Annotated in this window: 22 protein-coding genes and 1 pseudogene; 3 read left to right on the top strand and 20 right to left on the bottom strand. The window is 34.3% G+C overall.

The window, feature by feature from the left end; genetic code table 11:
- Window positions 1-5 precede the first annotated feature (5 nt).
- Complete coding sequence (locus WBG07_RS12410) at window positions 6-1,931, bottom strand: glycoside hydrolase family 3 protein (protein ID WP_340201749.1); 1,926 nt, start codon at window positions 1,929-1,931, stop codon at window positions 6-8.
- Between the two features lie 87 nt (window positions 1,932-2,018).
- Here WBG07_RS12410 and WBG07_RS12415 point away from each other — a divergent pair, with 87 nt between their 5' ends.
- Window positions 2,019-2,810, top strand: a complete 792-nt coding sequence (locus tag WBG07_RS12415; protein WP_340201750.1) for an NUDIX hydrolase — start codon at window positions 2,019-2,021, stop codon at window positions 2,808-2,810.
- A 207-nt stretch (window positions 2,811-3,017) separates the two neighbouring features.
- Here the strand turns inward: WBG07_RS12415 and WBG07_RS12420 are convergent, their stop codons facing one another.
- The 7 genes and pseudogenes from WBG07_RS12420 to WBG07_RS12445 all read right to left on the bottom strand — a co-directional run bounded on the left by WBG07_RS12420 (window position 3,018) and on the right by WBG07_RS12445 (window position 7,395).
- Window positions 3,018-3,578: a hypothetical protein gene (locus WBG07_RS12420; RefSeq protein ID WP_340201751.1), complete on the bottom strand. Its 561-nt coding sequence runs from the start codon at window positions 3,576-3,578 to the stop codon at window positions 3,018-3,020.
- Between the two features lie 31 nt (window positions 3,579-3,609).
- Window positions 3,610-4,035, bottom strand: a complete 426-nt coding sequence (locus WBG07_RS12425) for a VOC family protein (protein ID WP_340201753.1) — start codon at window positions 4,033-4,035, stop codon at window positions 3,610-3,612.
- A 99-nt stretch (window positions 4,036-4,134) separates the two neighbouring features.
- Window positions 4,135-5,073, bottom strand: a complete 939-nt coding sequence (locus tag WBG07_RS12430) for a LuxR C-terminal-related transcriptional regulator (protein WP_340201755.1) — start codon at window positions 5,071-5,073, stop codon at window positions 4,135-4,137.
- 296 nt (window positions 5,074-5,369) lie between these two features.
- Window positions 5,370-5,741, bottom strand: a complete 372-nt coding sequence (locus WBG07_RS12435) for a DUF2200 domain-containing protein (protein WP_340201757.1) — start codon at window positions 5,739-5,741, stop codon at window positions 5,370-5,372.
- A 27-nt stretch (window positions 5,742-5,768) separates the two neighbouring features.
- Entirely contained in the window at window positions 5,769-6,209 is a 441-nt protein-coding gene (locus WBG07_RS12440; protein WP_340201759.1) for an SRPBCC domain-containing protein, read from the bottom strand.
- A 123-nt stretch (window positions 6,210-6,332) separates the two neighbouring features.
- A pseudogene (locus WBG07_RS19500) lies at window positions 6,333-6,510 on the bottom strand (IS1182 family transposase); the annotation flags it as partial.
- Between the two features lie 138 nt (window positions 6,511-6,648).
- Window positions 6,649-7,395 carry an SDR family NAD(P)-dependent oxidoreductase gene (locus tag WBG07_RS12445; RefSeq protein WP_340201761.1) on the bottom strand — a complete coding sequence of 249 codons (747 nt, stop codon included), beginning with the start codon at window positions 7,393-7,395 and terminating at the stop codon, window positions 6,649-6,651.
- Window positions 7,396-7,491: 96 nt separating this feature from the next.
- On the opposite strand from WBG07_RS12445, the gene WBG07_RS12450 reads away from it, so the two are divergent.
- Window positions 7,492-7,827 (top strand): winged helix-turn-helix transcriptional regulator, encoded by a 336-nt coding sequence (locus tag WBG07_RS12450; RefSeq protein WP_340202054.1) that lies wholly within the window; start codon window positions 7,492-7,494, stop codon window positions 7,825-7,827.
- Window positions 7,828-8,332: 505 nt separating this feature from the next.
- Here WBG07_RS12450 and WBG07_RS12455 read toward each other — a convergent pair.
- Window positions 8,333-9,760 carry an ATP-binding protein gene (locus tag WBG07_RS12455; RefSeq protein WP_340201763.1) on the bottom strand — a complete coding sequence of 476 codons (1,428 nt, stop codon included), beginning with the start codon at window positions 9,758-9,760 and terminating at the stop codon, window positions 8,333-8,335.
- 491 nt (window positions 9,761-10,251) lie between these two features.
- Here WBG07_RS12455 and WBG07_RS12460 point away from each other — a divergent pair, with 491 nt between their 5' ends.
- The gene (locus WBG07_RS12460) at window positions 10,252-10,443 is read left to right on the top strand and encodes a hypothetical protein (RefSeq protein ID WP_340201765.1); all 192 of its coding nucleotides are present in this window, start codon (window positions 10,252-10,254) and stop codon (window positions 10,441-10,443) included.
- Here the strand turns inward: WBG07_RS12460 and WBG07_RS12465 are convergent.
- The 11 genes from WBG07_RS12465 to WBG07_RS12515 form a co-directional block, all read right to left on the bottom strand.
- Complete coding sequence (locus WBG07_RS12465; protein WP_340201767.1) at window positions 10,440-10,697, bottom strand: hypothetical protein; 258 nt, start codon at window positions 10,695-10,697, stop codon at window positions 10,440-10,442. The two genes, WBG07_RS12460 and WBG07_RS12465, sit on opposite strands and share 4 nt — an antisense overlap.
- 222 nt (window positions 10,698-10,919) lie before the next feature.
- Entirely contained in the window at window positions 10,920-12,176 is a 1,257-nt protein-coding gene (locus WBG07_RS12470) for a hypothetical protein (protein ID WP_340201769.1), read from the bottom strand.
- A gap of 427 nt (window positions 12,177-12,603) precedes the next feature.
- Complete coding sequence (locus WBG07_RS12475; protein ID WP_340201771.1) at window positions 12,604-13,503, bottom strand: hypothetical protein; 900 nt, start codon at window positions 13,501-13,503, stop codon at window positions 12,604-12,606.
- Window positions 13,504-13,684: 181 nt separating this feature from the next.
- Entirely contained in the window at window positions 13,685-14,074 is a 390-nt protein-coding gene (locus WBG07_RS12480) for an NTF2 fold immunity protein (RefSeq protein ID WP_340201773.1), read from the bottom strand.
- An 88-nt stretch (window positions 14,075-14,162) separates the two neighbouring features.
- Complete coding sequence (locus WBG07_RS12485) at window positions 14,163-14,822, bottom strand: hypothetical protein (protein WP_340201774.1); 660 nt, start codon at window positions 14,820-14,822, stop codon at window positions 14,163-14,165.
- A gap of 285 nt (window positions 14,823-15,107) precedes the next feature.
- Window positions 15,108-16,163 carry a bestrophin family protein gene (locus WBG07_RS12490; RefSeq protein WP_340201775.1) on the bottom strand — a complete coding sequence of 352 codons (1,056 nt, stop codon included), beginning with the start codon at window positions 16,161-16,163 and terminating at the stop codon, window positions 15,108-15,110.
- Between the two features lie 354 nt (window positions 16,164-16,517).
- On the bottom strand, window positions 16,518-17,411 hold the full coding sequence (locus WBG07_RS12495; protein WP_340201776.1) for a hypothetical protein: 894 nt from the start codon (window positions 17,409-17,411) through the stop codon (window positions 16,518-16,520).
- A gap of 278 nt (window positions 17,412-17,689) precedes the next feature.
- Entirely contained in the window at window positions 17,690-18,508 is an 819-nt protein-coding gene (locus tag WBG07_RS12500; protein ID WP_340201777.1) for a PhzF family phenazine biosynthesis protein, read from the bottom strand.
- A gap of 83 nt (window positions 18,509-18,591) precedes the next feature.
- Window positions 18,592-22,785: a phosphodiester glycosidase family protein gene (locus WBG07_RS12505; protein WP_340201779.1), complete on the bottom strand. Its 4,194-nt coding sequence runs from the start codon at window positions 22,783-22,785 to the stop codon at window positions 18,592-18,594.
- A gap of 11 nt (window positions 22,786-22,796) precedes the next feature.
- Window positions 22,797-24,041, bottom strand: a complete 1,245-nt coding sequence (locus tag WBG07_RS12510) for a glycosyltransferase (RefSeq protein WP_340201780.1) — start codon at window positions 24,039-24,041, stop codon at window positions 22,797-22,799.
- A gap of 456 nt (window positions 24,042-24,497) precedes the next feature.
- Window positions 24,498-25,235: a YqjF family protein gene (locus WBG07_RS12515; RefSeq protein WP_340201782.1), complete on the bottom strand. Its 738-nt coding sequence runs from the start codon at window positions 25,233-25,235 to the stop codon at window positions 24,498-24,500.
- Window positions 25,236-25,300 lie beyond the last annotated feature (65 nt).

A 25,300-nucleotide genomic window follows, 5' to 3' on the forward strand; every position in this document is an offset into this window, starting at 1 on the left:
CCTTTTTATTTGTAGCTTAAACCAAAGCCAAATTTAAATAATGGATTTTCACTATCGTAGGGAACGTCGGTTTTTTGATTGTATACGGCTTCCATCGATGAGGGTAACTCAAAAGGTAATTTTCCTTTGGGCAGTGCGTTACCAAAAAGTACTTCGCAAACCGATTGATCACTCGCACCATAATCGGCAATAAGTGCTTGCGCAGCAGCGGTAATTTCAGGAATTACCGCTGGTCTGTCTAAATAAATATTTACAACGGTAGGAACGGTTTTTAACAGTTTTAAAATTCGCGCTTTTTCTTTGCCTTTAAAATTGAGATCTCCATGATGGAAGCTTTTAGCAAAAGGTACCTTTGTCTCTGCTGGATACCAAGGGGTATTGAGCCTAATAATAGCTAAATCTGCCTCTTCTGGCTTAGCAACTACTGTGGCGTAGTTTGAAACCATTAAACTATCTATATTTTCTATATATACCTTATGCTTATTTTTTGGTAGCGGAAGTGTATTTTCTTTATTCTTAAGCAAGGTCATAGATTCTCTTTGCGTTTTTTCTCCCAGTTCTCTAGAAGACTTCTTATTCAGTATCACAGCCACTTTACTTTCATCAACAAACGGATTGTCAAATAAACCCAATTGAAATTTTTGTCTCAGTAAGCGCGTAACCGATTTATTGATTCTTTCTTCTGTTAATTCACCTTCATTAACTAACTGGACCACTAATTCGGGACAATTTTCTCCACCAAATTGATCGCAGCCTGCATTTATTATTTTTAGGGCTCTTTCTTTCGCAGTTAAATCTTCTACCCCCCATGCTCTGGCTTTCCAAACTACCTCTGGTCCCATAGGGATATCTGTAATTAAACCCCAATCTGTACAAACCACCCCATCATAGTGATATTTTTCTCTCAACAAGGTCGTAATAATGGTTTTGTTATAACTCATAGCCACATTCTCATCAGTTTGGTCTGTAGGGATCCCGTAGTAAGGCATTATGGCAGCAGTATTCGCTTCAAAAGCTGCTTCAAAGGGAATAAGGTGATAATCAAAATTACCACCTGGATATATTTGTCCTTCCTGAAATGAAAAATGCGGATCTAAACCATTTTTTTGAGGACCTCCGCCCGGAAAATGCTTCGTCATACAGGCCACTCCTTCACTTAAGCTTTTGCCTTGCAGACCTTCAATGTACGGCTTTACCAATTTCGCTGTTAAATGAGCATCTTCACTAAAGTTCCCACTTATTCTAGACCACCTAGGCTCCGTAGCCAAATCAATTTGAGGATGCAAAGCCTCTCTAATCCCAATGGCAAGGTATTCTTCTCTTACGATATTGGCAAACTCCCTCACTAAAGACACATCATTAAGCGCCGCAAAACCTGGCATCTCACAAAACTGACTAAATCCGGTAGCCGCCATGCCAATCACATTTTTTCCAAGATGATGGCGCGGGTCTGATGCAATGGTTACGGGGATTCCTAAACGCGTAGCTTCTGCTTTGCGTTGTACATTATTATACCATTTCGCAAAAATCTTAGGCTCGTTAGGAATATTCCAGATGTTAAAATGGTTCATTTTAAGCGTAGCCATATTGTATACTACAGATTTCATTCTAGCTGCAGGTCCGTTTAACCCTAGCTGCCCTTCTGGCAAACCATCTTCGCTAACGGGAGCCCCATTAATAAACATCATTCCGGCTTTTTCTTCTAAGGTCATCTGACTCAAAAGATTAGAAATCCGCTCTTCCATTGGCTGTGAAGAATCTTCATAAGAATCCAATACTCCATTCCCGTTAAGGTCTCTAAATTGAATTGTATTTTCGGTCAATACTACCTGTGACTGGTCTCCCACAAGATCAGGTAATTTGACCTCTTGTTTTGCTTCACAAGAAACTAAAAATACGATAGTAAGCAACAAAAAATAAGGATATCTCATAAATGAAAATTATTATTGTGTTTGTATGACACAATAAAGATACAGATTAATTTGTTATATTGACACAATAAAATTTATAAAGTAGTAATGGAGAACGGAAATCTTACGGATAATTTTATCAAAAATATTGAGAATTATGTTCCTGGGATATCGTTAGACTGTGTGGTTTTTGGTTACGAAGAAGGAGTGTTAAAGGTTTTAGTGTTGAAGTATCGCAATGCAGATGCCTGGGCCTTACCTGGTGGTTTTTTAGCATCTAATGTAGAAATGCAAGAGGCAGCAACCGATGTGCTTTATAAGCGTACGGGTCTCACAGGTGTTTTTCTCACTCAGTACCATACTTTTAGTGGTTTGAATAGGGGATGGGAAGCAAATGAGCAGAGCAAGCTGGCTATGGAACAAGTGGAGTCTATGTGGCCCAATGTGCATAAAGCAACCTTAAAAAAATGGTTTCATCAACGATTTATTTCTACTGCCTTCTTAGCGTTAATTCAAGCAAATAAGGCATCTCTTTCTGCAGATCATTTGAGTGAATGTTGTGAATGGAAACCTATCTCAGATTTACCACCTTTGGTTTTAGATCATCAGCAAATGATTGAAATGGCTTTAGAATACTTAAAGGTTAAGATTAATTACCTACCTATAGGCAAATCTTTACTGCCTGATAAATTTACTATGTACGACTTACAAACCCTTTACGAAGCCATTTTACAAAAGCGATTGGATAGGGGCAATTTCCAAAGGAAAATGTTGAAGTTAGGCATCTTTAAAAGACATGAAAAACTAATGACGGGAGCTTCCAACAAAGCACCCTTTCTCTATAGTTTTAATGAGGAAGCCTACAAAAGCTTGCTAGAAGAGGGGATAGGGTATTGTTGAAGCAAGAAGCAGTGACAAGAGAGTAGATAATCTGCGGACAAGCTACACGAAAGAAAAATGAGAACTCCTATTTCACATTTCAGCTCTATTTATGTTCCTAGCCAGTGGTTTATAAGGCTTGTTTTTCTAATAATTAATAGGTTATGCAACGGCTATCGTTTTCATGCAATATTTTTTAATTTCATTAGACTATGATATCAGAAGAAATTATTCTTTTTCTACTAGATACTCCAGAGCGTTATTTAAAACTTGTGTAAAGTTTTTGGAGGTATCAAAATATCTTATGTCATAATCTTCACACGATTTTTTTATCCTTTCACTATAGGCAATCATATTGCTTATATGCCTTTCTACATAGTCTTTGGGTTCACTAGTTAACCAGTCCTTTTTCCCATAATTATATTCATAAACATCCTTAACCTTTGTGTTAATGTTCATATTTGTGTAACCAAGGAAACACACTTTTATCTGATTAGGATACTTTTTTACTAATTGATGTATTAATTCAGGAAGAACAGCTTCACCTTCTATAATATAATCTGCTTCAGCCCAGATCATATTTTCACACATTGCTTTCAAAAACAACCAAAATTTTTCAGCTATTTCATTGGGCCATAATTTGTCGTGAATACCATATTCGGGAATACCATTGGTAAATCCCATTACAAGCCAATCAAGAGAGACATAGGGTATTTGGCATTGCTTCATCATCTTTTTAGCAATTAATGTTTTGCCTGCTCTTGATGTGCCACTAATTATATATAACATAGTTGATTTGCCCAGAAGTTATTACCTTGGCTTAGTTGCCATAGTTATTTTTTTCTGCTGGCTTCTCACTAAGATACTGAACGAATTCGAATTGGTTACCATCTGCATCAGCAAAATAGTCTCTAATTCTAAATTGTTCTACTTGTTTTGGATAATCTCTTTTGTATCCATTTTTAAGAAGGTTGTTTGCTATTTCTTCTACGTTCTGTACTACAAAACCTAAATGATTTATTCCTATTTTATCATAGTTTTTATCAGCTTTCAAATCGCTTAAGCTAGCTTGATTAAGTGCTACATAGGTGTTATCATCACCAAGATGAACCCATTCTCTCATCTCGTTACCACCACCTCTTATTTTGAAGTGCGGAAAAGCAGTTTGAAAGAATCTAACTGCTTCTTGAAGATTATTTACGGTAATATTTGCGTGTTCTAAGTAGATATTTTGTGTTCTCATCATATATTGTTTTAGTATGGAACAAATATCTCAAAAGGCTACGAGTCATAAAATAGACTTACGTACAGAAAAGGAACTGTACCATAGTACAGTTAAGGGGCATTAAATAGCAAGAAAACCTCTCTTCAAACCAATATCTACTGCTTCGGTACGCGTTTTGGCATTAAGTTTAGATAAGATGGCGGTAACGTGAAACTTCACAGTGCGTTCTGTTATGAATAGCTGCTTTCCAATCTCACTATTAGTGAGCCCTTTCTTTATTAGGTTAAGCACTTCTAATTCACGTTTCGTTAGTGGTAGCTCAGGATAGAGCAACTCTTTTGTCTTTGTCTCTGATGCTTCTTTTTCTTGTGTTTCTTTTCTCAACGTAGTCAATTGCTGCTGAAGTTCTTTTGCTTTGCCCAATGCTTCAATGATGTTGTTCTTGTTACTATTTGGGTGGTCAAGACAAGAAATAATGGTTTCTAGTTGCGGTTTGAAAACGTGCTCTAAAATCCTTTGAAGGGTTGCGTCTGATTCCATATTTCTATGTTGAAATGACTGCTGCAATCTGGTACGCTGAATTGCAGTGCCCACTAACTCACTAATGGTATTAAGAATGGCTAGTTCTTTTTCATTTAATTGCCTGGTTTCCTTACTAAGTAAGTTCATAAGTCCCACCTTTTGGCGGTTGATGGTTATAGGGATCACCGCATGAAATTTTAAGCCTTTGGTACCTGTACTAATATCTTTTAATCTGGAGCAGGTAATCTCACTGATATTCATTGCCTGATCTATGTCGTCTGCCAAGTATTGTTTGATACAATAACACCAACCAGATAATCTTTCTGGATGATTACTTAGAGCAGGAGGGAGATTATAAGAAGCCGCTAGATAAACAGATTTATCATCTGGTTCCGTAAGCCAGAACCAACCCGTTTCTACGTCTAAGATTTCTACTGTTTTTTCTAAAGATTTACGAAGCGCCGAGCCTAGTGAATACTCCTTATTCAGGTGACTCGCAATTTCATACAGATGGGAAAAATAATCTTTATCGTTCATTGTTGAAAACTAAAATAGGAAAAAACAGCGTATTAAAAAGATAATTTATAATTGTATCCACTATAAGAAGTTCAGTACGCACTTTTTTTGAATATTGCACAATGGGCGTCTGCGCAGTAGCTCTATTTTTACTAGAAACCAGTACTTTCAAAGAAATAAATCAATTTATGGAAAGTTTTGTGGCAATAAAATTACAAACCTTTAAGATTTGGTTTGGAGGCAAGTATTCTTAGGTCTTTTTGCTTACGGTTGTGGCTTATAAGTAGCAAGCTTGTGATAACGGATCAGTACCCATATTATTTCTTTTCTTTTCGCATAATTTTCTCCATTTTACGACCTTTCGCTAATTCGTCTACTAATTTGTCTAAAAACCTGACTTGTTGGGTCAATGGATTGTCTATTTCCTCAATTCTATAACCACAAATAACTCCTTTAATCAGGTGCGCATTTGGATGTAATGCTGCTTTTTCAAAGAATGTTTCAAATGTTACTTTCTCTTCAATAAGTACTTGTAATTTATCTTCATCAAATCCGGTTAACCATTCTATCACTTGGAGTAACTCATTCTTTGTCCTTCCTTTTTTTTCAACTTTAGTTACATAATGAGGGTATACTGAAGCAAAGGTCATTTTTGCAATACGTTCATTGTGTTCTGGTGTAGTTTTCATTTTGACACTGTTTTTATCTTATTACTTTTAATTCTTTCGCATAAAGTTAAATGCCCCTTTTCTAAGTTGTATTCCATACTCCAAATAAGCTTTCATACAAGCCAGGAAATTTGCCCATCCACCGGAATTCTCCAAAGCCCATTTTAAGTTATCTTCAGTAAGATCCTTTCCATTTTCGTTAACTCTTACAACGGTACTGTGGTCTGGTAATTTTTCCAATGTAATTTTTACAACAGTTTCTGGGTCCCATACAAATGAAATGGAACGATTGATTTCTATTTTGATTTCATTGACAGGGTACTTACCATCGAATTCAGGAAACTTCCAAATTACTTCTTTTCCCGTTTCCAATCTTCCACTACTTTCCGAAATGAAATAATTGGTCATTTTCTCTGGATTTACAATTCCTTCAAAAACTTCTTCCACTGGTTTTTGAATTTGTATAGAGGCATTAGATTCTAGTCTCATTTTAATTTTTTAGTTATTGAAAATCTTTTAGAGGTTGAGCCTAATTGCTGCTAACGGCAGTTTGCCTTGAAATCACCAAAGATTTAAACTAAAATTACGTATTTCTGTTTTTTCTTGTAATAAAAAGTGGTTTTTTTTGCTGTTTTGTGTATAAGGCTTGGTAGAATCACCTGCTATTAAAGTGGCTCTAATGAAGGTGTGATTTTTAGCAATAGCTACTGTTTGCCTATAGAAACGCTTGATTGCTTTTGGTTCTTTCTAAATCTGACTTTAAATTCCATAGAAGCCACCTAAGTTCCATTTGATCAATGACTTGCCTAAGGATACGGTGGTACTTTGGTAAACTCAGCAGAACTGTGAGAGGCGCACCGTGGGTATTAAAACTCACTGCCGTCTACTCGATTGGCAACTGGCTTTTACACCAAATTATAGGTTTTTTTTAATTTCTTCCAGCCATTACACCTCCATCAGTATCCCAAATCGCACCAGTAACCCAAGACGCTTTTTCTGAAAGTAAAAATAGAATGCTGTTGGAAATATCTGAAGGTACGCCATTTCTTCCAATTGGATGGAATCCATTAAAACCTTCCAATGCTTTTTCAGCTTCTTCTTTCCCTCCAAAAACTGTATGATAAACAGGTGTGTGTACTACTGCGGGTGATACTGCATTAACTCTAATGTTATCGTCTGCTAGTTCCATTGCTAAGTGTTGAGTCAAGGAATGTAATCCCGCTTTTTGCATGGAGTAAGCAGATGATGGTGTAGATTTTACTGCTTGTTTTGCCCACATAGAGCCTACATTTACGATAGATCCGCCATTTGTGTTTTTCATTTTTTTAGCAGCACTTTGAGTGATAAAAAAGAAACCTCTGTTTAAATCCAAATACGAATTGTAATCTTCAATTGTGTGTTCTAGAAATGGTTTTGGTCCAAAAATACCAGATGCATTTACTAAATAATCTAAGTTATCTAATGATTCAATTTCTGAAATCAATGATTTGACTTCATCTACATTAGAGATATTTACTGAGTGCTTAATTAGATTATTAGTGTCAGCTACTTTGCCTACATTTCTGCCAACAATATGCACTATTGCTCCATTTTCTAGTAAAGCATTTGTTGTTGCGTTACCAATGCCACTTGTCCCCCCAATTACCAAAGCTACTTTTTTTTCGAATTCTTTCATTTCTATTTACTATATTATTTATAGTAGCAAAACTAAGTATAGTTTTATATCTTTGCAATAACGGTCAAAAAGGATAGTTTAAATTTTATTTTAATGATGTATAAATTCAAAGGACGGGAATACCCTTGTTGTACAAGTTTGACAATGGGAATAATAGGCGGAAAATGGAAGACGGTAATCTTATTTTATTTGGTAAAAGGGAAATTAAGGTATCATGAATTAAGAAAGGAAATGCCAACAGTAACGGAGAGAACTTTAAGCCTACAGTTAAAAACATTGGAAGAGGATGGTATAATAAACAGGAAGGTTTATACTTCTAAACCACCTTTAAAGGTAGAATACTCATTGACCAATTTTGGAAAAACATTAATTCCACTAATCAAATCTATCGCGGATTGGGGTGACTATGTAGGTAAAAATTATTCGAAGTAGTTTTTCATCTTGTTGCTAACGGCAGCTTCTATGAAAACTACCTAAAGATTTAAACTAAAATTACGTATTTCTGTTTTTGATTGTAAGAAAAAGTTAATTTTTAGGTGTTGTATATATCTTGGACTAAAAAAGTATCTCATTCTTGTTTTGATAGTTTTAAGAAAGAAAAGCCCCCATTTATGCCTTTAAATAGCGTTCCAGCGCTATTATTTTGTCTTCCAATATTTAATAACCTTTATAGATTTTTCGCCCTGAACATTTTGACGAAAGGTAGGCAATAGCTATAAAACCAAAATCAACACTGGCAGCCTGTATTCCTTTTTTGGTAAGTATATGGTTAAAACCCCTCCTTAAAAACCTTTATTAAAAATAAGGTAATCCCCATGCAAAGGAAATCGACCAACAACCGGTGCAGTCAATCCCAGGGCATCGGGTATTTATGTAGGGTCTTACTGACCACAGCCTGTCCCGGGAATACGGGGAACGCTTAGTTATTGTAGCGTGTTTATTTATTTATTTTCTTGTCGAGTGTATTCTTGCCAACTGTGTATGCATAAGCTGATGAAGGTAAGAATTGAAAATGAACATCTGCATATTCTACTTCTCCCTCCTTACTTATTGACGTTACAATTGGTGTGATAATATTATTTTCTTGGCAAAATTTGATTAAGCTTTTTAATTCTTTTGGTTTTTCAAAATATCTATCAGTCCATTTGATTTCGAGAGCCCATATAGGCTTTAATGTATCGCTCAGTCCAACCATATCCACTTCGCCATTGCTCCATCTAGCGTAATAAGGGGTAAACCAATCCCTATGCATCCACTGGGCAAATATGGCTGTTTCAACCATATTACCTATCATTTCATCAGTAGAAGTTATAGGTGTAAATAATGCACTTCTTAATGAAGGATTTGTCAGGTAAATTTTGAAAAAATTATCTCGTTTGAATCTTTTTCCACTTTGGTCAATTCGTTTTACTTGCTTTATTAGGAATGCTGCTTCTAGATATTCAATATACTTTTTTAAAGTGTTTTTAGGTACTTGTGATTGTTTACTCAAGGTCTCAAGCGAAAATTCACTTCCACTATTGTATGCAATTGTTGTAAATAGAGAATATAATTCTCTTGTGTCACTTATTCCATAGAGACTAGGTAAATCTCTAAGAATAACTTTGTCTACAATATCTTGCCTAATATATCGCCCTGGGTTTGCTTGAATTTTCTCAGAAAGTATAACTTCTGGGTAGCCTCCAAAGTTGATGTAATCCAAAAAATGCCTATTAAGCTCATCTAAATGACTTGTTGAATAAAATTCTGTTTGTTTAGCATTCCAATTTAGCTGTATAGGCTTAATTAGCCTGTCTAAACCTTTTAAAGAAATATATTCATTAAAGGTAAGGGGAGGAAGTAAGAAATCTGTAAATCTACCTGCTCCACTTTCATTACTTGCAAACTTTAAGGCAGCCGCAGCAGAGCCAGATACTATAAACTTATCTTTTCTATAACTATCTACTAATGACTTTAAGTGTACTTCCCAATCTCTGCAGTATTGTATTTCATCAAATATTATGTGCCAATCAGATTTATCAGTTAGACCAGTAGCTTCTTTTGAATAATTGAATAGTTGTTCAAGAGATATATTGTTGTAAATAGGATTTTCTATAGTTATAAAAATTATTTTTTTTGGATTTGCTCCATTTTCTATTAATTCTTGAACCATATGATAGAGCATAACTGTTTTTCCAACTCTTCTTGGCCCCATCAAGACAACAGCTCTTCTAATTTCTCTTTCTTTGACTAAGGGTTTGAATAGTTCAAAGTATAATCTTCGTGGCATCTCATGGTAATCAGATTCAATTTTGCCTTCTATCCACCATGGATTTTCAAAGCGAATACGGTTTAACACCTGATCTTTGGAAATTTCTCGTATCATCTATTGCTTATTTGATGTTAAATATATAAAATAGAGTCAAACAAATGATCTTATTATTGCAAAAAATTCTTTTTAAAGAAAAAAGGCTTGGTTGAAGTTCTTATTTACCAATACGCTACAACGGCAGTTTGCCTTGAAATCACCTAAAGATTTAAACTAAAATTACGTATTTCTGTTTTTGCTTGAAATAAAAAGTGGTTCTTTTTGCTGTTTTGTGTATAAGGCTTGGTAGAATCACCTGCGATTAAAGTGGCTCTAATGAAGGTGTGATTTTTAGCAATAGCTACAGTTTGCCTTAAGAAACGCTTGATTGCTTTTGGTTATTTCTAAATTTGACTCTAAATTCCCTAGAAGCCACATAAGTTCCATTTGATCAATAACTTGCCTAAGGATACGGTGGTACTTTGGTAAACTCAGCAGAACTGTGAGAGGCGCACCGTGGGTATTAAAACTCATTGCCGTCTACTCGATTGTAATTAGTTATTTATGGTTTGTTAAAAAAACAAAATATTATTCAGTCAAACGCAGAGTTTATTAATGGAAAAAGATTTCAAGATTTAATTAAATTAATGGATAATCATATTACTTCACAAACTTTAGAATCTCAAATTCTTATAAAAGAAGTTTCCGCTTTTATAGGATTTAAAGATTTAGAAATGGATAGAATAGTAAACCTAAATTAAGGTCTTATACTTTCATATTCAGCTTTTAATTCAGGACTAACATTAATTAATTCAGCACTACCAGATGAAAAGTCAGAATTACAATTTATGTAAACAGTTCCGTTTTCTTTGTTGATTTTATCTATAATCGTTGGTAATCCTTGGAGAATAGTTATTGAGTTTACTAATTGATTCATTTCATTTGTAAATTCATATTTGTTAGAATCGTATTCTTTAATAGAATTATTTAATATAATGTTTTTAATTTTATTCATAATTTTGATTCTTAATTAATTACAACGGTTTTGTATATGGCTCGTAGCGTGCAAAATAGCTATCATTTTTCGATTTAGCACAAGCCGAAATTTTTAAATTTTACTATTTATTTTTTTTATTTGAAATCGTCAAATTTAAAAAATTGGCGACTTTCCAAAAATGCACAAGCCTTAATTTTAGCAATGTTTTGCGCTATTTTTTATATACAATGTTACCAGTTGTTATTTTCCTGAAACTGATTCGTATTCTGCTAAAGTTATCGAATTATCCGAATTAATAGATGCCATAATTATATCTGTAACATTATCGAAATCTTCAATTCTACTTCCAATCCAACCATTCTGTGCTAAATTAATAAATTGAGTATTGTTAAAATATCTACCTGTGTTTTTAAAGCTTAATTGCTTTCCACCTTTTGGTCCATTAGTACAATCATCTTCTAAAAGTATAGTCCATAATTCAAGCGGTAGGTACATTCCGCTTACCATTCGATTTGAATGTGAATTATCTATTCTCGCTGGACATAGTTTGAAATAGAAAAGGTCATTATTAAATCTATAATTTTCTAAATTCTTATTAGTAAGGTCTGAATTAATCGTTTCCATAAAAGCATTCATTCGTTCAATTTCAGCTTTATATGTGGAATCAGTAGGTCTGTAGATATACAAATCAGTTTCTTTGGTCATTCGTTTATACTGAATGAAAATATATGATTTATATGTATGATGATATACTAATAAATCGACACCCAAAGTTTTTTCTAAGGGTTGTCTATTTACGTTCATAAGTGTAATCTTTTGATTTTCCTTTTCGAACTCTATAACTCCTTGGGCGTGCTGACCAATTTTTGACCAATCTCCAAATACTTGGGAATCGTGATTTACCATTGGGTCTTCACGAATTGTTGTATTTTTGTATCCTTTTAAAAATGGTGCTGAATTATTATTTGAACTCCAAACAGGAATATCAGATTCATTGAAGTCAAACATTTTAAATACCAGGTTTATAGCGTCTTTTTCTTGTGCAATAATTTCTTCTGCCTTTTTTGTGTACTTAGGGGTAGGATTCTCTATTCGTTGATTTAAAACTTTGATTTGTTCGTAAATCTTTGGATGTTTTTTAGAAAAATATTCTAATACTCCATTACAAACTTTTTCTGAAAAAACAGTTACGTGACTTTCTGTTTGTCTTTTAAAATGTTTTTTAATTTTTGATGAAAGTTCAATCTCAATATCATCAATTGTAATTTCATTCTCAATAATTAAAGGATTTCTAAAAGTTATTCTGTCTTTTTGGGTAGCAACTCGACCAGTCTTTTTGTATGTCGTAATACAAGTTATATTGTGATTATCAAAAGATACAATTGCGATTCCTCTTTGTGGTACTTTATGATAACTTGATATGACATCAGAAAAATGAGAATCATCGTCTAAATAATCCTCAAAATCATTGTCTATGTTGCAAAAAATTATTTTCAAGTAATATTCGTTTTTGTAGCTGGATGTTTTTTATAATAACTGGTAACTAGTAAATAAACGCAATTGCGTTGAGTTTTCACATATTTAATTTTCTGTAATCAATTTAAAATCAATACTATATCCGTTTTTAGGCGTTTGTAAACGGCTTTTTATATGGCTAATTAGTAACCAAACATACCAAAAACCAATGGTTTTTCTTATCAAATAGCAACAAACACGTATTTTTTCGTAAGAAAATAGCACCAATAATTCTTATTCTTTGGCAAGATAAAAAAGTAGGGATTAAAAGCCTTACGGGAATCCGTAGGACTTGGAATTGGTTGTATCGTTTGGTTATGGGTATTGTGTAAATCGTCTAAAACCCCAATCCTTAGGGATCAGTCGCTACGCGCCTTCAAAATGACGGATTCTTTGCATGAAAGAATGCTTATGATTGTTCAATTCTTCCGTAGGCTTTTAACACTTTTAAGGTCCATAGGGTTTGGATGCCTGCCCACTCCAATTTTGTTCCTTCACTAATGCCGTACCAGGTATCCCATCGGCCATCTTCTTTTTGTTTGCTAATTAGCCTATCTAAATCTAATTGAATGGTTTCTTTAGAAAAGAGAGGGCTCAAAATGCTTTCAGGATCTGGGGCATACATCAAACGATGCGGTTTCCCATAAAGTCCCCAACCTTGATCTGATGGATCGTTGCAAAGAACGCCGTCTGCTATAATCCAATTTTTTAAATCGCTTATTGCTTTTTCTGCTTTTTTTCTGTTTTTGGTGTGTTGCAAAAACTGCAATTGTCTGGGTACACAGAGGTGACAAAAAACGTGTTTCTCTTTTATGCGCGCTATCTCTTCCCAAACAAAGGGTGCTGCATTCTGCATCCAAGGAATGTGAATCTTATATTTTTCCAAAATTCCAAGCAGTGGTGCAGTAGTGCTTAAGGCTGCCCATTCTTTAACGGTTTTAAAATGTTCTTCACACGGATAGTCACTTTTAGGCCTAAACATCCACGGAATTCCTCCTTTTTCTGTGGTGATACTTTCAAAATAAGGCATAAAGTCATTTAGAATGATTTCTTTGGTCAGATACTCAACTTCATCGAGTATTTCAAGAGCCATCACACTAAAAAGTGGTTGACTTTCAGGCGATGCGGTATCGGGTTCCATTCCATGGCCAAAACCTCCGTCACTATTTCGATATGCGTAAACAGCGTGAAAAACGCCATCTGCTGATCCTTGATTAAAGTGAAAGTCAAACAATCTTCTTTCTATCATTCTTGCATTTGCCAAAATAAAATCTCTGGCCTTGTTAAAATGCTGCTTCGAGAGTTTCATACGTATTCTTTTTTATCTGGATCGGTTGTTTTTTTAGTATCCCCCACCTTTAACCAAACCAGCTTAAGCGTTGTTCATCTGGTCTTTTGCCTCGCCCTAACCAATATAAATTATTTTACTGGTGGAGTTTGTTGAGTGCTAAGTTTTGTTTATGATAGTGATTAGTATTCAGATTGTTTTTTTAGAGTGATTTGTACTTTCCGTCATCGTCTACCAGATAGAGTTCTTCTAAAATCCATTTACCGTTTATGAGTATAAAATGATATTCGTAATTATGGGTAATGAAATCAAATTTCTCGTTTGTGAATTTTGTTTTTACAATTGCCTGAGAAGATTCAATTTTTTCGTTTACTATTTGTTCTTGTTCCGGACAATGATCGGAATGGCTGCCAAATGCAAGAGCTTGGTACTTTTTATCAGGTCTGCAATACGTTAGAATTAAATCGTTATACATTTTTTCAATAGCAGAATCAGATTTTTTGTCTTTAGATTTGTTTAGTTTGTAAGCAAAATCATTCCATTTCTTATAATCAATAATAAATTGGTTGGTTAGCTCACTCGGTTTTTTCATTTTTTTATCTTGGCAAAACATAGTTGCCGTTAAAAATAGGAATCCAATACATAGTAGGGGTTTTATCTGATTTTTCATCGTACTCATTCTAAGTCAAATTATACCCCACTATTTTATGATTCTCTTTTCCCCATTTGGCAAGGTTTTGATGTCCTGATTTTTTCCAAGCAATATAGTTCTCTACAATTTCTAAATCTTCCTTTAATTCTTTGACCCAGTAATCTTTTCGTTCGGGGTTGGTTAATTTAGCAATTTGTTCCTTAATCTTCTTGGCAAGTTTTGTGTCGTTTGCCGGGTTTCCTATGTATCCTTCAGGTAAATGGTGAATTGAATAATAAATGTTATATGCCCATCGGTTTAGAATTATCTCCCTTGCCAAATCATCTTCGGGATTTATTTTGATTGCTTTAAAAAGGTGCTCTTCACTTCTGTAATATTTGCCATACCATCTAAAGGGTTGATGGTCTGTTTTTTCATTTTTACACCACGCTTCCAAAGTTGGTTTTATCAATGCAATGCTAAGTGGTTGTGGAAAGGGGCAATAATCTATATCTTCGACATTTTCGAATAAACAAAACAGAAACTTTGTAAACTCAATTTTCTGATCAGTTGTCCAGTTCTGAGTTGATTTTATAAATACGCCAAGGATTTTAAATGCCTTTTTTCTCAGTCCCTTCTCTCTGGCTAAACAATAATCCGCATAGTCTTTCCAGTTGGGATTTTCCGATGCTGCTTTTGCAACAGTCAATAAGGCGATATTTTGGTCTTTATCAGTCACTTTTTTTGCATTCCCTACAACTGGAGTCTATGCAGCTATTCTATTGCTTATAAAAATAAGAACTTTTAAAGTAGTTTAAACCAGTAAAGCGCAATTTTGTTTTACGGTAATTGTAAAGTTGAAGATTTGGTGCTATTGGGTTTTTAAAACCAAACTTTTTAAAATATGTGATGCCTAATTTACCTAAAGCCTTAAAAGTGGTTATAAAAAAATATCTTAGATATTTATGGGTTTGATCATTCCATATAAACGGAATTAAAATTGAACCCCATGGTAAATAGGAAACTGAGCTGGAATTTCATTTTTGTCTTCTCCTAAGTTTTGTCGTAAGTCAATTTCTATGCCTCTAGAAATAGACGATATAGGGACATCATTTGATGTTCCTTCAAATGGGTTTTCTCCTGTTCTTCCAATTCTTTCCATGGTATGGAATACCCAGGCTACGGCAACATAAATAGGAACAGAAAACCATACAAAAAGGTCGCCTAAAACGGGTTGTGTTTGGATGATGCTATTTCCGATATCTATAAACTGTGGAACCAAGGCAATAGGTAATAAGAGCAGCAATAGCCACATGAAGTAGTGGTTTAACGAAGCGTATTGTCTTGGATACGGGAAGTTTTTGATGCGCTCTGATTTGCCTTGCAAGGTGAAGAGTTCTTTCACGATGCCTTCTAATTCCAGAAATGAAAATTCCCATACAATTCCTTGTTCTTTAAGTTTTTTAAGATGATGTGATTGCAGGTAAAGTACCGCTGTTTGATGATTGTCCATCTTCATCACATATTCCAAATCACTTTTAGATAGATAAGGGCTTAACTCCTCTGCTAAGCTGGTGTCACTTTCAGGAGGTTTAATTCCCCATTCTGTATTTGTTCTGTGTTTGCTGGTAGTTTCCCATTTTTTCTTACTTCGCATAGCAAATCTTAAGGCCGTCATCCAGCCTATATGACGGTAAGTGAGTGCCTTGATTTCCTTTGATATTTTCTCTTCAGATATCGTGTTCTGGGCATGCTCATTTGAGACCATGTCTTGAACGAAGACACCAAAGGTTCGTGAAGTATTCACGATTCCGCCCCATATTTTTCTGGCTTCCCAGATGCGTCCATAAACAGCATTATTTTGAAAACCTATGACAAAAGCCACCGCAGTTCCAATTAGCGCCATTGGAGTCCAAGGTATTCGCAGCCATTCCATACTAATAAAGTAGTAGGCTGAAACCCAACCAACGATAATAACAATAAACAAGATGGTTTCAAACCGCGTCCACATTACCATATCCTTGATTCTATAAACTTTACCGGTATACATAAATTGCTTTTTAAAATTTTATTAGATTAGTTAAAATGAAATCAACCCTAGATCTATTTAATACGGTGGCTTCTTTGCACGCTTAGCGCGTTTATACAGCTACTTCATTGTTTATAAAAATAAGAACTTCTATAATAGTTTACGTAAATTAAGAGCAGTTTTGTTGTAGTGTGATTACAACTATTGAATAGTTGGGGTTATAAGCTATTAAAAAAACTGTTTAAAAATATGGGATTGGTTACTTCATCTAAAAAACACAACCGCTAGTGAAAGCGGTTGTAAAAATTAATATCTAAATATAAATGGGTTTGTGTAACGGTTAGCATTGGGCTATGTTTTTTTTAATAACCTTTGTTATTTTTTTAAGTTCTTTTTAGTTGTTATACTGATATCTTTAATGGAGCCTTTGCATTCCGTATCCGATCCATTATCACACATTCCGTATAAAATTAATTCAACTCCATTTTTTATTGAAATACGATACTGTTCAGAGGTAATAGGTCCGGAAGTTGAAACTGTTCTAGTTGCTTTTGTATTATATCTTTTGATTCTATTCGTTTTTAAATTTTTCAATTCTGCCACTACTATAAAATCGGTACACTTACATTCATTAACTACATTATATTGAATAATTAAACTTTTTTTAGAGGTATTTTTTAGGGTTTTTAAAACGGTTTCAACTTTCGCTGTTTCACATTTATTGTCATTTGTAGTAGGTATACTGGTAGTTCCTAAATTTATTAATGAAACGCTTTTTTTATTCTCTTCCGGTTTCTTTGCATTGTTATTAGCTGTAGTTAATCTATAATAGAAACCACAGCCTTTTTCGCCTGTAGCTTCTTTACAATTAAAAGAGAAGTGTAATTTTTGTCCTTTTGCCACTTTAGAGATATCAAAAGCGAATACTTTAGCGGGATCGTCTTTTTTTATGACAAATTTGCCTAATTCTCCTTGAAAACGGGTGACTGTTCCTTTTTTAAGTTCTTGTTCTGCTTCCACTTCTACATCGCAAGATTTATTATTCTTCACTTCTAGGATGGCAAATTTTTCCCCTCCTTTCACCGTGTAAGTGAATTTAAATGGTTCTCCTCCACAATTATCTTGATTAAATTGTGTTTGGTTTTTTACATCATTATCTAGCGTAATATCTCTGTTAAAATCTATATACGCTAAATTGCTACCACAAGAACTTAGCAAAAGACCTAGTAGCAAACCTAATAAAACTGTTAATTTAATTGAATTTTTCATTTGGATTGGTTTTCTGGTTACTCAAAGCTAAGCATTAAAAATCAATCACTTACAAAATAAATGCTTATTTATTTTGAATAATTACTTTAAAATCTTGTAGGGAAAGTAGGGGCAAAATAAAAAAGCAACCTAAAGACTCATTATTGAGATGTAAGACTACTGCATATCTTGAAGGTTCAGATAACTGACTTTACTAATAAAAGGAGTAAAGACAAACCGATTGGTGGATGTTGGGTCTTACCTACAAAAAGAACGCCAACACTTGTTGTAGGTAGAATTTATATTCTTAATGCTCCTTTTAATACAATTTGAGCTTCACTTCTGATGGTTAATTTTTTATCACTTGTTAGTGCGACTTCCATAAATCCAGTTCTTTCAGAACATTGATAGGAATTCATTTTCTTTTTATTCAAGCGAGTACTCCAATATTTTGCCAGAAAGGTATGTGTTCCGCCAGTTACCGGGTCTTCGTTTGTTCCGCTCCAAGGCCAGAAATATCTTGATTCAAAGTCGTAGTTATTTCTTTGGGAGATTGCGGTGACTAGGACTCCGTTTATGGAGTTATGAGCGCGTTTTAGTCTCTCAAAATCCGGTGATAAACTTTCTAACAATTCACTACTTTCAATTTCCAGAAGTAGGATGTTTGTTTCTTTGTTAAACTCACTATTTACTATTTCTTTTATTCCAAGCGCTTTGAGCAGTTCTTCAGGAGCGTTTTGAGGAATTGTATCGTAAACAGGAAATTCCATTTCAATGGTGGCTCTGTCCTTTTTAATTATTAAATCTAAGTCTTGAATATTTTTAAAATGAATCTTTTCCATTTTGGGCATAATTTCAAAAAGTACTTTAGAAGCTGCCAACGTTGCGTGTCCACAAAGAGGAATTTCCATTACTGGAGAAAAATATCTTATAGCGTATTTATTCGGCTTTTGAATTTGCGTAATGAATGCCGTTTCTGAAAGCCCTAATTCTTTCGCGATTAATTGCATTTGAAGAGGCAACAATGCTTGATTCAAAACACAAACACCAGCCGGATTCCCTTTGAAAGGAGTATCTGTGAAAGAATCAACTATATAGGTTTCTATTTTGTTGGTCATTTTTTTGTTTTGAACTGAACTTGGGCAACAAATTAAATTTAAGCATTGTTTTTAGCTATCTGTAAACGCTGTGTCTACCAATTTTACGCTTCAATCCAGCCCATAATGGCATTGGCTACAAACCGCGGTTCTGGGGGTAATGCGTAAATGTCTTTCTCATAATTTTTATTATAGGGTGAAATATTCATAATATGACCATCTACCACCAAGGTGCTGCTTCCGCCAGGGTCAAAGCCCATAGCTTTATCCATCCCGTACTTTAAAAGAATATCTGCCATATCAAAATGGGTAGCGCCTACAGATTCTCTAATTCTGCCATTTACCATAAGTACCATAAGTTTCCCTTCTTTGGTAATGCCCACGGCTATTTTTGGACCGCGCATATCTGTAAAATCTAATCTTGCAGCTTGTGTTTTTATGGAGTTGGCAGTTTTCCAGCCTTCGTCTTCCATATCTAAAATTTCTTTTCCGTCATCAATCAGCATAGGGCCGGCTTCTATAGCATAAGAGACCTCTTCCCAGTGATATGGATTGGTTTCAGGTTCTAATAACTGAAGATCTATGGGGGCATCTTCTTTATACATTTGATGAGAGAATAGGGAGGAAGGGATAGACAAGGTGATACCTACTGGAATAACAGGTACTACCTCCTTAGCTTTGGTTTGAATAATTTGTTTTACGGTATTTCCTGCTACCCTAATAATTACATTGCCATTGCCTTCAATGGTTTCTTCCGGATAAGACAAATCATAATAGCAAGGTGCTGTACTGCTGTGTTTATTGTAGTATGCACTAGCAAACACCATTTCTTTTTGTTTGCCTTTTATCACAAAGCCTGCTTTGCTATTGACCTTTCTGATGTCAACCTGACCGTTTTTATAGATAATGAAGGCGGGTTTATTAAAAAGTGGCGGACAAAACACTTTGTTGTTCATAATCAACAACCCTAAGGGGGAACCTATGTAGGTTTCCGGTAAGCCCAATTTCCCCACCAATTCAGGATTTAAAATATAACCCCCATTCCAGGCTAACTCTATTTTATGCGGGTTATTACTTTTCTTTTGATACTCTTTTATAAGGGCAGGAACATTTTTGGGTTCTTTGTTTGCAATATGCGCGGCAAACTTCCAGTTATGTTTTTTAGTATCAACTTCTGCTAAGACTCCACCCCAAGGTAACCCATCGTCATAAACACCACCTGCAAATGATGATTTTACTTTTTCAAGGGTTTCTGTTGCTTCTAAACCTTGTTGAATTTGCACCAATAGCTTTGCAATAGGGGTTCCGTTTTCTATAGCATCTTTAGAAATTTTTTGCAACAGTTCTTTTTCTCCTAGAGTGTTTTTAAGAGCTGCATACAGATCACTTTTTAAAGCATCGTCAAAATCTTTTGCGGTTTGAATAGGGGTAGGGTATGCTAACGTAGTTCTTACCCCGGCAGGTACAAACTGTATAAAACCACTATCTTTTGGGATTCCCATTATTTTAGCGGTCATGGTATGCTGCACCTTTCCTATGTGGAAATGGTCAATCTCAATAATATCGGTCATCATTGCAGCATACTCACCATTGGTAATTATAAAGCCATTGGCTTCTTTAATATCTCGTAAAACCTTAAGAGCCTTTGCGCCCATTTGTGGGAAATGAACTCCTTCAGACCATTGTTTAGTTTCTATTATTTGAACCACGCCTGTCTTAAATAGCAAGCCTAGCTCTGGTTCTTTTTCACTCTCTAGATACTCCTTAATATTCGCGTTTGAAAACCATTTGGTAATTCTTGGCTCATGTATAAATATATATACCTTTTCTAATTCTTGTCCCTTAGTTTTAAGTACTTCTAAAGTAAGCTCTTCTTCAATTTTAAGTTTGAGTTGGGCTCTAATGGGTTGCAGTACAAAATATTCTAATTCATGTTTGATATAACGCCCGGGAAAGTACCCTTTAGGAACCTTATTTTTTAATTTTTCTGTTAAAATCTTTCTGTCATCAATCCCTAAAAACTTGCTATTGGTCAACTGAAATAATGCCAGTTCCCAATCGGCAAAAAACTGTGGAGCTAGGGTTAGATCGGGTAGATTTTTAGGTTTGAAAACATCGCTGTAAATCATATTTACCAAGCCTGTTACTTCATGGTAGGTAAATGCTTGATAGGCATACTTTTTTTTGTTTCTATGTCGGTACGCCAGAGCATGGTCATGTCTTATAGAAAGTTCTCCATCTACATATTTAAAAATATCATCAATGGCATTGTAGTATGTATGAATTAATTCTAGATTGGTGTTCACCAAATCCGGAATGTCATTTTCCATCATTCGGGCATAACTCATTACTTTTCCTTTTATGAGTTGCTCTTCTACTCTAAAAAAGCTTGGATCTATTAAAGATTTTAAATAAATCATAAAAGAGAGTCGGCCATAACCGGGCAAATAATGTCTGGTCTTTTTATTAAGAATGGCATGAAGGTCTTCATTCTCAAAATTTACCATGTCTTTGTATTTCTCCAATAAGCTAATCACTTGAGTGCTCACCTCATTAGAAATAGCTCCTAACTGCAAATGCAATCTTTCTAGAATATATTGGATGTTTTTTTGAAGTGCTTCCAGACTATAGCGTTTGTTAATAACACTTCTGTTATGGGTAACATCTACCATTCTGTTTTGCGGATAAAACACATGGTCGCATATTTTTTCTGCCAGTTGTTTTGGAATTTTAGAACCTTTAAATTCTAACACATTGAGACGTAAAGATTCATCTAAATGACGGCCAATAACTTCATCATAGACTTCTCTAGGTTCATATTGTCTACAAAATATGGGCGTACCACAAGCGGCAGCTTCTATAATGGGTAAACCTCTTCCTTCTGTTTGGCTAGGTAACAAAATCAAAGAAGCAACATCATATAGTTGCTCAATGTCTAATGGCTTTTTATATTTTTTCTTGAATTCATTCTTATCAAACTCACTAAATAAAAAACCAAGAAGAACTCTTGCTCTAAATTCTTTGGGAAGCTCTTTAAGAAAGTTTTTAAAGTCTTTTTTTAAATCGTGATAATAATCCTGCTGACCATGCGGGATAGGACCAGAAACAATTAATGAAAGTTTTAACTGTGGATTGGTTATAAATTTTTCTGCAAATGAATCATAAGAAAATAAACGTTTTACAAGCTTAAAATTAAGCTCAATAGATTTTCTACTGATAATTCTTGTAGGTTGTAAAAAAACAATATTATTATTTACAAAATCAAATTTACGAATGGTTTTATAGCCCAATAATATGGGTTTTAGTGAGCGCTCACTATCTGTATGATGCGCTGCGGTATGTACGGTAATCGTATCTTTTTTATTCGCAAAAATAGTAGATACCTGCATAAACGCTTTTATGATATCGCGCTTACTCATTTGGTGCATTTTGGTATCTACGGCTGTGCCTAATAACGCGACATTTGCGGGATTATGACCGTTGATATCAATAAGATGATTTTGCTGAATTTTATTAATATTGACATTCATCCAAGAGCGACTTTCCCAAGGATAGATCATTTCAATAACAGAGAAAAACTCACCTACATGAGCATTATGGAAGAAGAAATCTCTAGGTCCTTTTTTTAATCCTTTGCTTTTAATTTCTACTTTTCTATTGCCACCTTCCCAATAAAAATCATGATTGTTATTAATAACCGGAATTCCTAAATATTCTGAAATTAGTACGGTAGCCAATGCTAAAGAAACGTTGCCAGGATTAGAGCATACATTGATTAAATACAATAGCGAAATATCATTCTCTTCAATGTAGCTACCTAGCTTTTCTACGAGCACTAAAACTTCATTCCAAAACTTACCAATAAGCTGATTGTATTCTTTACTACCCCGTTCCATTCTAATTTTAAAGAAATCATCGTACAATGGCCATGCGTCAAAAGCTTCCATTTCTGGAATTACTTTTTTAAAGGCATCTTTTGGAATTAACTCATCTGCTTCTTGTTTAATTTCTCCTGCTATAAAATGAATGGGAAGATCTGGATAAATATTCTTAAAAGTTTTGGCATACTTTTCAGTTTCTACTGTAATGCCATCTATGGTGAAGTAAAATGTTAAAAATGCAATTCCTCCTTTTTGAAGGTACGCATCAAATGAAGGGGCGTCCCCTTTAAAGGCAGATTTTGAATCTTGTTCTTTAAACCTGTCTATAAATAACCCTAAATCAAACCAGGTATTTATTTTTTCATTTTTGAGTTCATTTAAAATATTAGTAATTTTTCCCTTCTTTGAGTCAGTCATTTTTTAGTTTCTTAAAATGTAAATAGGCTATTTAATTTTTCTTCAAGTACTTCGTATGAAAAATATTTTTTACCAAGGTTAAAGTTGTATTCTCCAATTTCTATACATCGTTTTGGATTGTAAATGATGTCTGCCATTTGTTGTACTTTCTCATTGGTTAGAAGGCCGTCTTCTGTCATAACAGTTTCAAACCCTTTATTACCTATATCTTGCATGTAAACTGGCTTGTAATTGTTTACAAATATGGGTTTTTTAGCAAGTACACATTCTACAAAAGCGTTTCCAAAACCTTCATAAGTGCTAAAATAAGTACAGGCTCTGCCATGTGCATAAACATCAGATAAGTCTTTGTGATCTAATACTTTGTGCGCTGCAAAGATCACTTGACTAGCTATGTTAAGTTGATGAATTTGATCAATTAACTCGTTGTAATACTCTTTATTTTCATCATCATTGTTATTTCCTGTAATCACCAATTTTAGTTTTTTATCATCTAGCTTATCAATTAACGAAATGGCAGTTTCTATACCTTTACGCCTTACAATACGGGTAACTTGTAATAAAGCTATTTCATCTTCTGTAATGCCTATATCTTTAAGGAAGAATTGGTTTTCTGGAGTTGGAACTCCATACACACGATTAAAATCCATTACATTGGGTACTAAGGTAGCATTAATATTAAACCTTTTCTTAAAGGTTTCTACTCCAAATGTATTGATAACGGCATGCCTTACATTAGGCAATAACAATGGAAAATTATCATCTACATATTGGTTGATTTCTGGGTGTTTAGAAACATAACGTTCCCCGCGTTCCCAGTGAAAATCATGATCATGGGTTACAATTGGGAGCCCTGTATTTTTAATAAGTTTTTTGATAGCTACTCCCATAGATAAATGGCAGGGGAGGGCTGAAGCATTTTCTGAAAGGATAACGTCAATTTTTTTATCTGCCACCCATTGAAGCATGGCTTCAAAAATCATATTAGAAGCATCTTCTACATGATCAAGTAATGACCCAGGGTCTTCATCGGGTTGGTAAAATGCTTTACGTTGTCCCCATTCTGCCTCTACTGAAAAAAAAGATAAGGCAGGAAAAAGATAATCATGCTCATAATCCATATTCCAGGATTCAAATTCTCCAGACATTATAAAGACTTCATGACCTAGCTTTTTTAAAATGTCAATCCATTTTTCTGTTTCCAGTGCTACCCCATCTACTCCTCCAATTCTACCAATAATAATACCTATTCGCATGTACTCTAAATTAAGGTTCGTATGCTCTAAAGATACATTTTTATAAAAAAGTTCAAAGTTTTTAGCAGGTTTTGAAAGCTAATTATCAATAAATTACCACTTCAAAAATTTTAAGGATATTTAAGAATGGGTTATTAAATATTTCACTATTTATTTTGCCAAAATGATAATTAGAAAAACTGCATATGGACAGTGCAAAGCTTCCTTCGGCATAATTACGTAATTATAGTTTTTAAATTTAAAGTAAATTTAGTGGGATATGCTTGCTTTTTGTTGGAAAGAAAGGTGCATTTTGATTGTAGTCAGTAATGAAAACCCAAAAGGTTTAAAATCGTAAAAATGAGTTTTTTTTAAAAAATATTACTTGTTTTGCTTCTTTTAGTCTTTGCCAGAACTTGCTATCATGATTTTAGTAATCAAACATTTTTTAAGGGTAAACTAAGCGCCGGTTTAGCATTAGTGATTGTAATTGGTTTTCTCTTTTTTATTCTTTCCCCAAGCAATCACTTGTACTCCTTTTGAGTATTGAATTTTGTCTGGCTTATTTTTAATTAGTTTGTTAAACCTTTGATAGTTAAAGACTACTTTTTTTAAGTCAATTTCATTAACTGTCCATTCTAAGTGGTGAATTTCAAATTCGTTAATTGATTTTTCTGTATCTTGAAAAAGAGCATATCTTTCTGTTAACCAAGTGCCTAATTTTGATTTCTCCTTCATTTCTTTTCCAATCGTATATTCAATATCTAGTTTGTCATTAAATGAAGCGTTGAAAGATTCGTAGCGGTTTTTAGTTCGTTTAATTTTTGAATAACGATACGGAAGCTCAGAAATTCCTCTGGCAATTTTGCAAGATAAATCTGTTCCTCCTTCAATGCTTAAAAAATAGACTCCTGTCTTACCATTTGATTTTACGTAGGTGCGAATATTAATTTCGTCAAAATTTGAAATAGGGGCGAAAGAGGGCAGATATTTAGGTCTAATTTTTTCCATGGTAAAAGCAACAACAGAAATCCAGGGCTTGCCTTCAAAAAGATCAATTTCTAATTCTTTTGGCACTAACTTTTCCAATTCGTTCAATTCTACTTGCCAATGAAGAAAGATGGGATTATTCCATTCTTGATAAAACTTCCAATTTTCGGCAGGTATTTGCCAAGGTCTGTGTTCTGTGGTATTTAATATTTCTCTGATTGTCATTGGTCAAATGGGTTACGCATTTAGCCTAATTAAAATTTACAGTGTTAGCAACATGGTTTTCTAGC

Origin of the sequence: Ascidiimonas meishanensis (genome assembly GCF_037782385.1) — a bacterium.
In the GTDB taxonomy this organism is placed as follows: domain Bacteria; phylum Bacteroidota; class Bacteroidia; order Flavobacteriales; family Flavobacteriaceae; genus Ascidiimonas; species Ascidiimonas meishanensis.

What these genes read in the sequence shown, in the direction of transcription:
- WBG07_RS12410 (WP_340201749.1), bottom strand. Translation starts at nt 1,931, where the DNA reads ATGAGATATCCTTATTTTTTGTTGCTTACTATCGTATTTTTAGTTTCT.
- WBG07_RS12415 (WP_340201750.1), top strand. Translation starts at nt 2,019, where the DNA reads ATGGAGAACGGAAATCTTACGGATAATTTTATCAAAAATATTGAGAAT.
- WBG07_RS12420 (WP_340201751.1), bottom strand. Translation starts at nt 3,578, where the DNA reads ATGTTATATATAATTAGTGGCACATCAAGAGCAGGCAAAACATTAATT.
- WBG07_RS12425 (WP_340201753.1), bottom strand. Translation starts at nt 4,035, where the DNA reads ATGATGAGAACACAAAATATCTACTTAGAACACGCAAATATTACCGTA.
- WBG07_RS12430 (WP_340201755.1), bottom strand. Translation starts at nt 5,073, where the DNA reads ATGAACGATAAAGATTATTTTTCCCATCTGTATGAAATTGCGAGTCAC.
- WBG07_RS12435 (WP_340201757.1), bottom strand. Translation starts at nt 5,741, where the DNA reads ATGAAAACTACACCAGAACACAATGAACGTATTGCAAAAATGACCTTT.
- WBG07_RS12440 (WP_340201759.1), bottom strand. Translation starts at nt 6,209, where the DNA reads ATGAGACTAGAATCTAATGCCTCTATACAAATTCAAAAACCAGTGGAA.
- WBG07_RS12445 (WP_340201761.1), bottom strand. Translation starts at nt 7,395, where the DNA reads ATGAAAGAATTCGAAAAAAAAGTAGCTTTGGTAATTGGGGGGACAAGT.
- WBG07_RS12450 (WP_340202054.1), top strand. Translation starts at nt 7,492, where the DNA reads ATGTATAAATTCAAAGGACGGGAATACCCTTGTTGTACAAGTTTGACA.
- WBG07_RS12455 (WP_340201763.1), bottom strand. Translation starts at nt 9,760, where the DNA reads ATGATACGAGAAATTTCCAAAGATCAGGTGTTAAACCGTATTCGCTTT.
- WBG07_RS12465 (WP_340201767.1), bottom strand. Translation starts at nt 10,697, where the DNA reads ATGAATAAAATTAAAAACATTATATTAAATAATTCTATTAAAGAATAC.
- WBG07_RS12475 (WP_340201771.1), bottom strand. Translation starts at nt 13,503, where the DNA reads ATGAAACTCTCGAAGCAGCATTTTAACAAGGCCAGAGATTTTATTTTG.
- WBG07_RS12480 (WP_340201773.1), bottom strand. Translation starts at nt 14,074, where the DNA reads ATGAAAAAACCGAGTGAGCTAACCAACCAATTTATTATTGATTATAAG.
- WBG07_RS12490 (WP_340201775.1), bottom strand. Translation starts at nt 16,163, where the DNA reads ATGTATACCGGTAAAGTTTATAGAATCAAGGATATGGTAATGTGGACG.
- WBG07_RS12495 (WP_340201776.1), bottom strand. Translation starts at nt 17,411, where the DNA reads ATGAAAAATTCAATTAAATTAACAGTTTTATTAGGTTTGCTACTAGGT.
- WBG07_RS12500 (WP_340201777.1), bottom strand. Translation starts at nt 18,508, where the DNA reads ATGACCAACAAAATAGAAACCTATATAGTTGATTCTTTCACAGATACT.
- WBG07_RS12505 (WP_340201779.1), bottom strand. Translation starts at nt 22,785, where the DNA reads ATGACTGACTCAAAGAAGGGAAAAATTACTAATATTTTAAATGAACTC.
- WBG07_RS12510 (WP_340201780.1), bottom strand. Translation starts at nt 24,041, where the DNA reads ATGCGAATAGGTATTATTATTGGTAGAATTGGAGGAGTAGATGGGGTA.
- WBG07_RS12515 (WP_340201782.1), bottom strand. Translation starts at nt 25,235, where the DNA reads ATGACAATCAGAGAAATATTAAATACCACAGAACACAGACCTTGGCAA.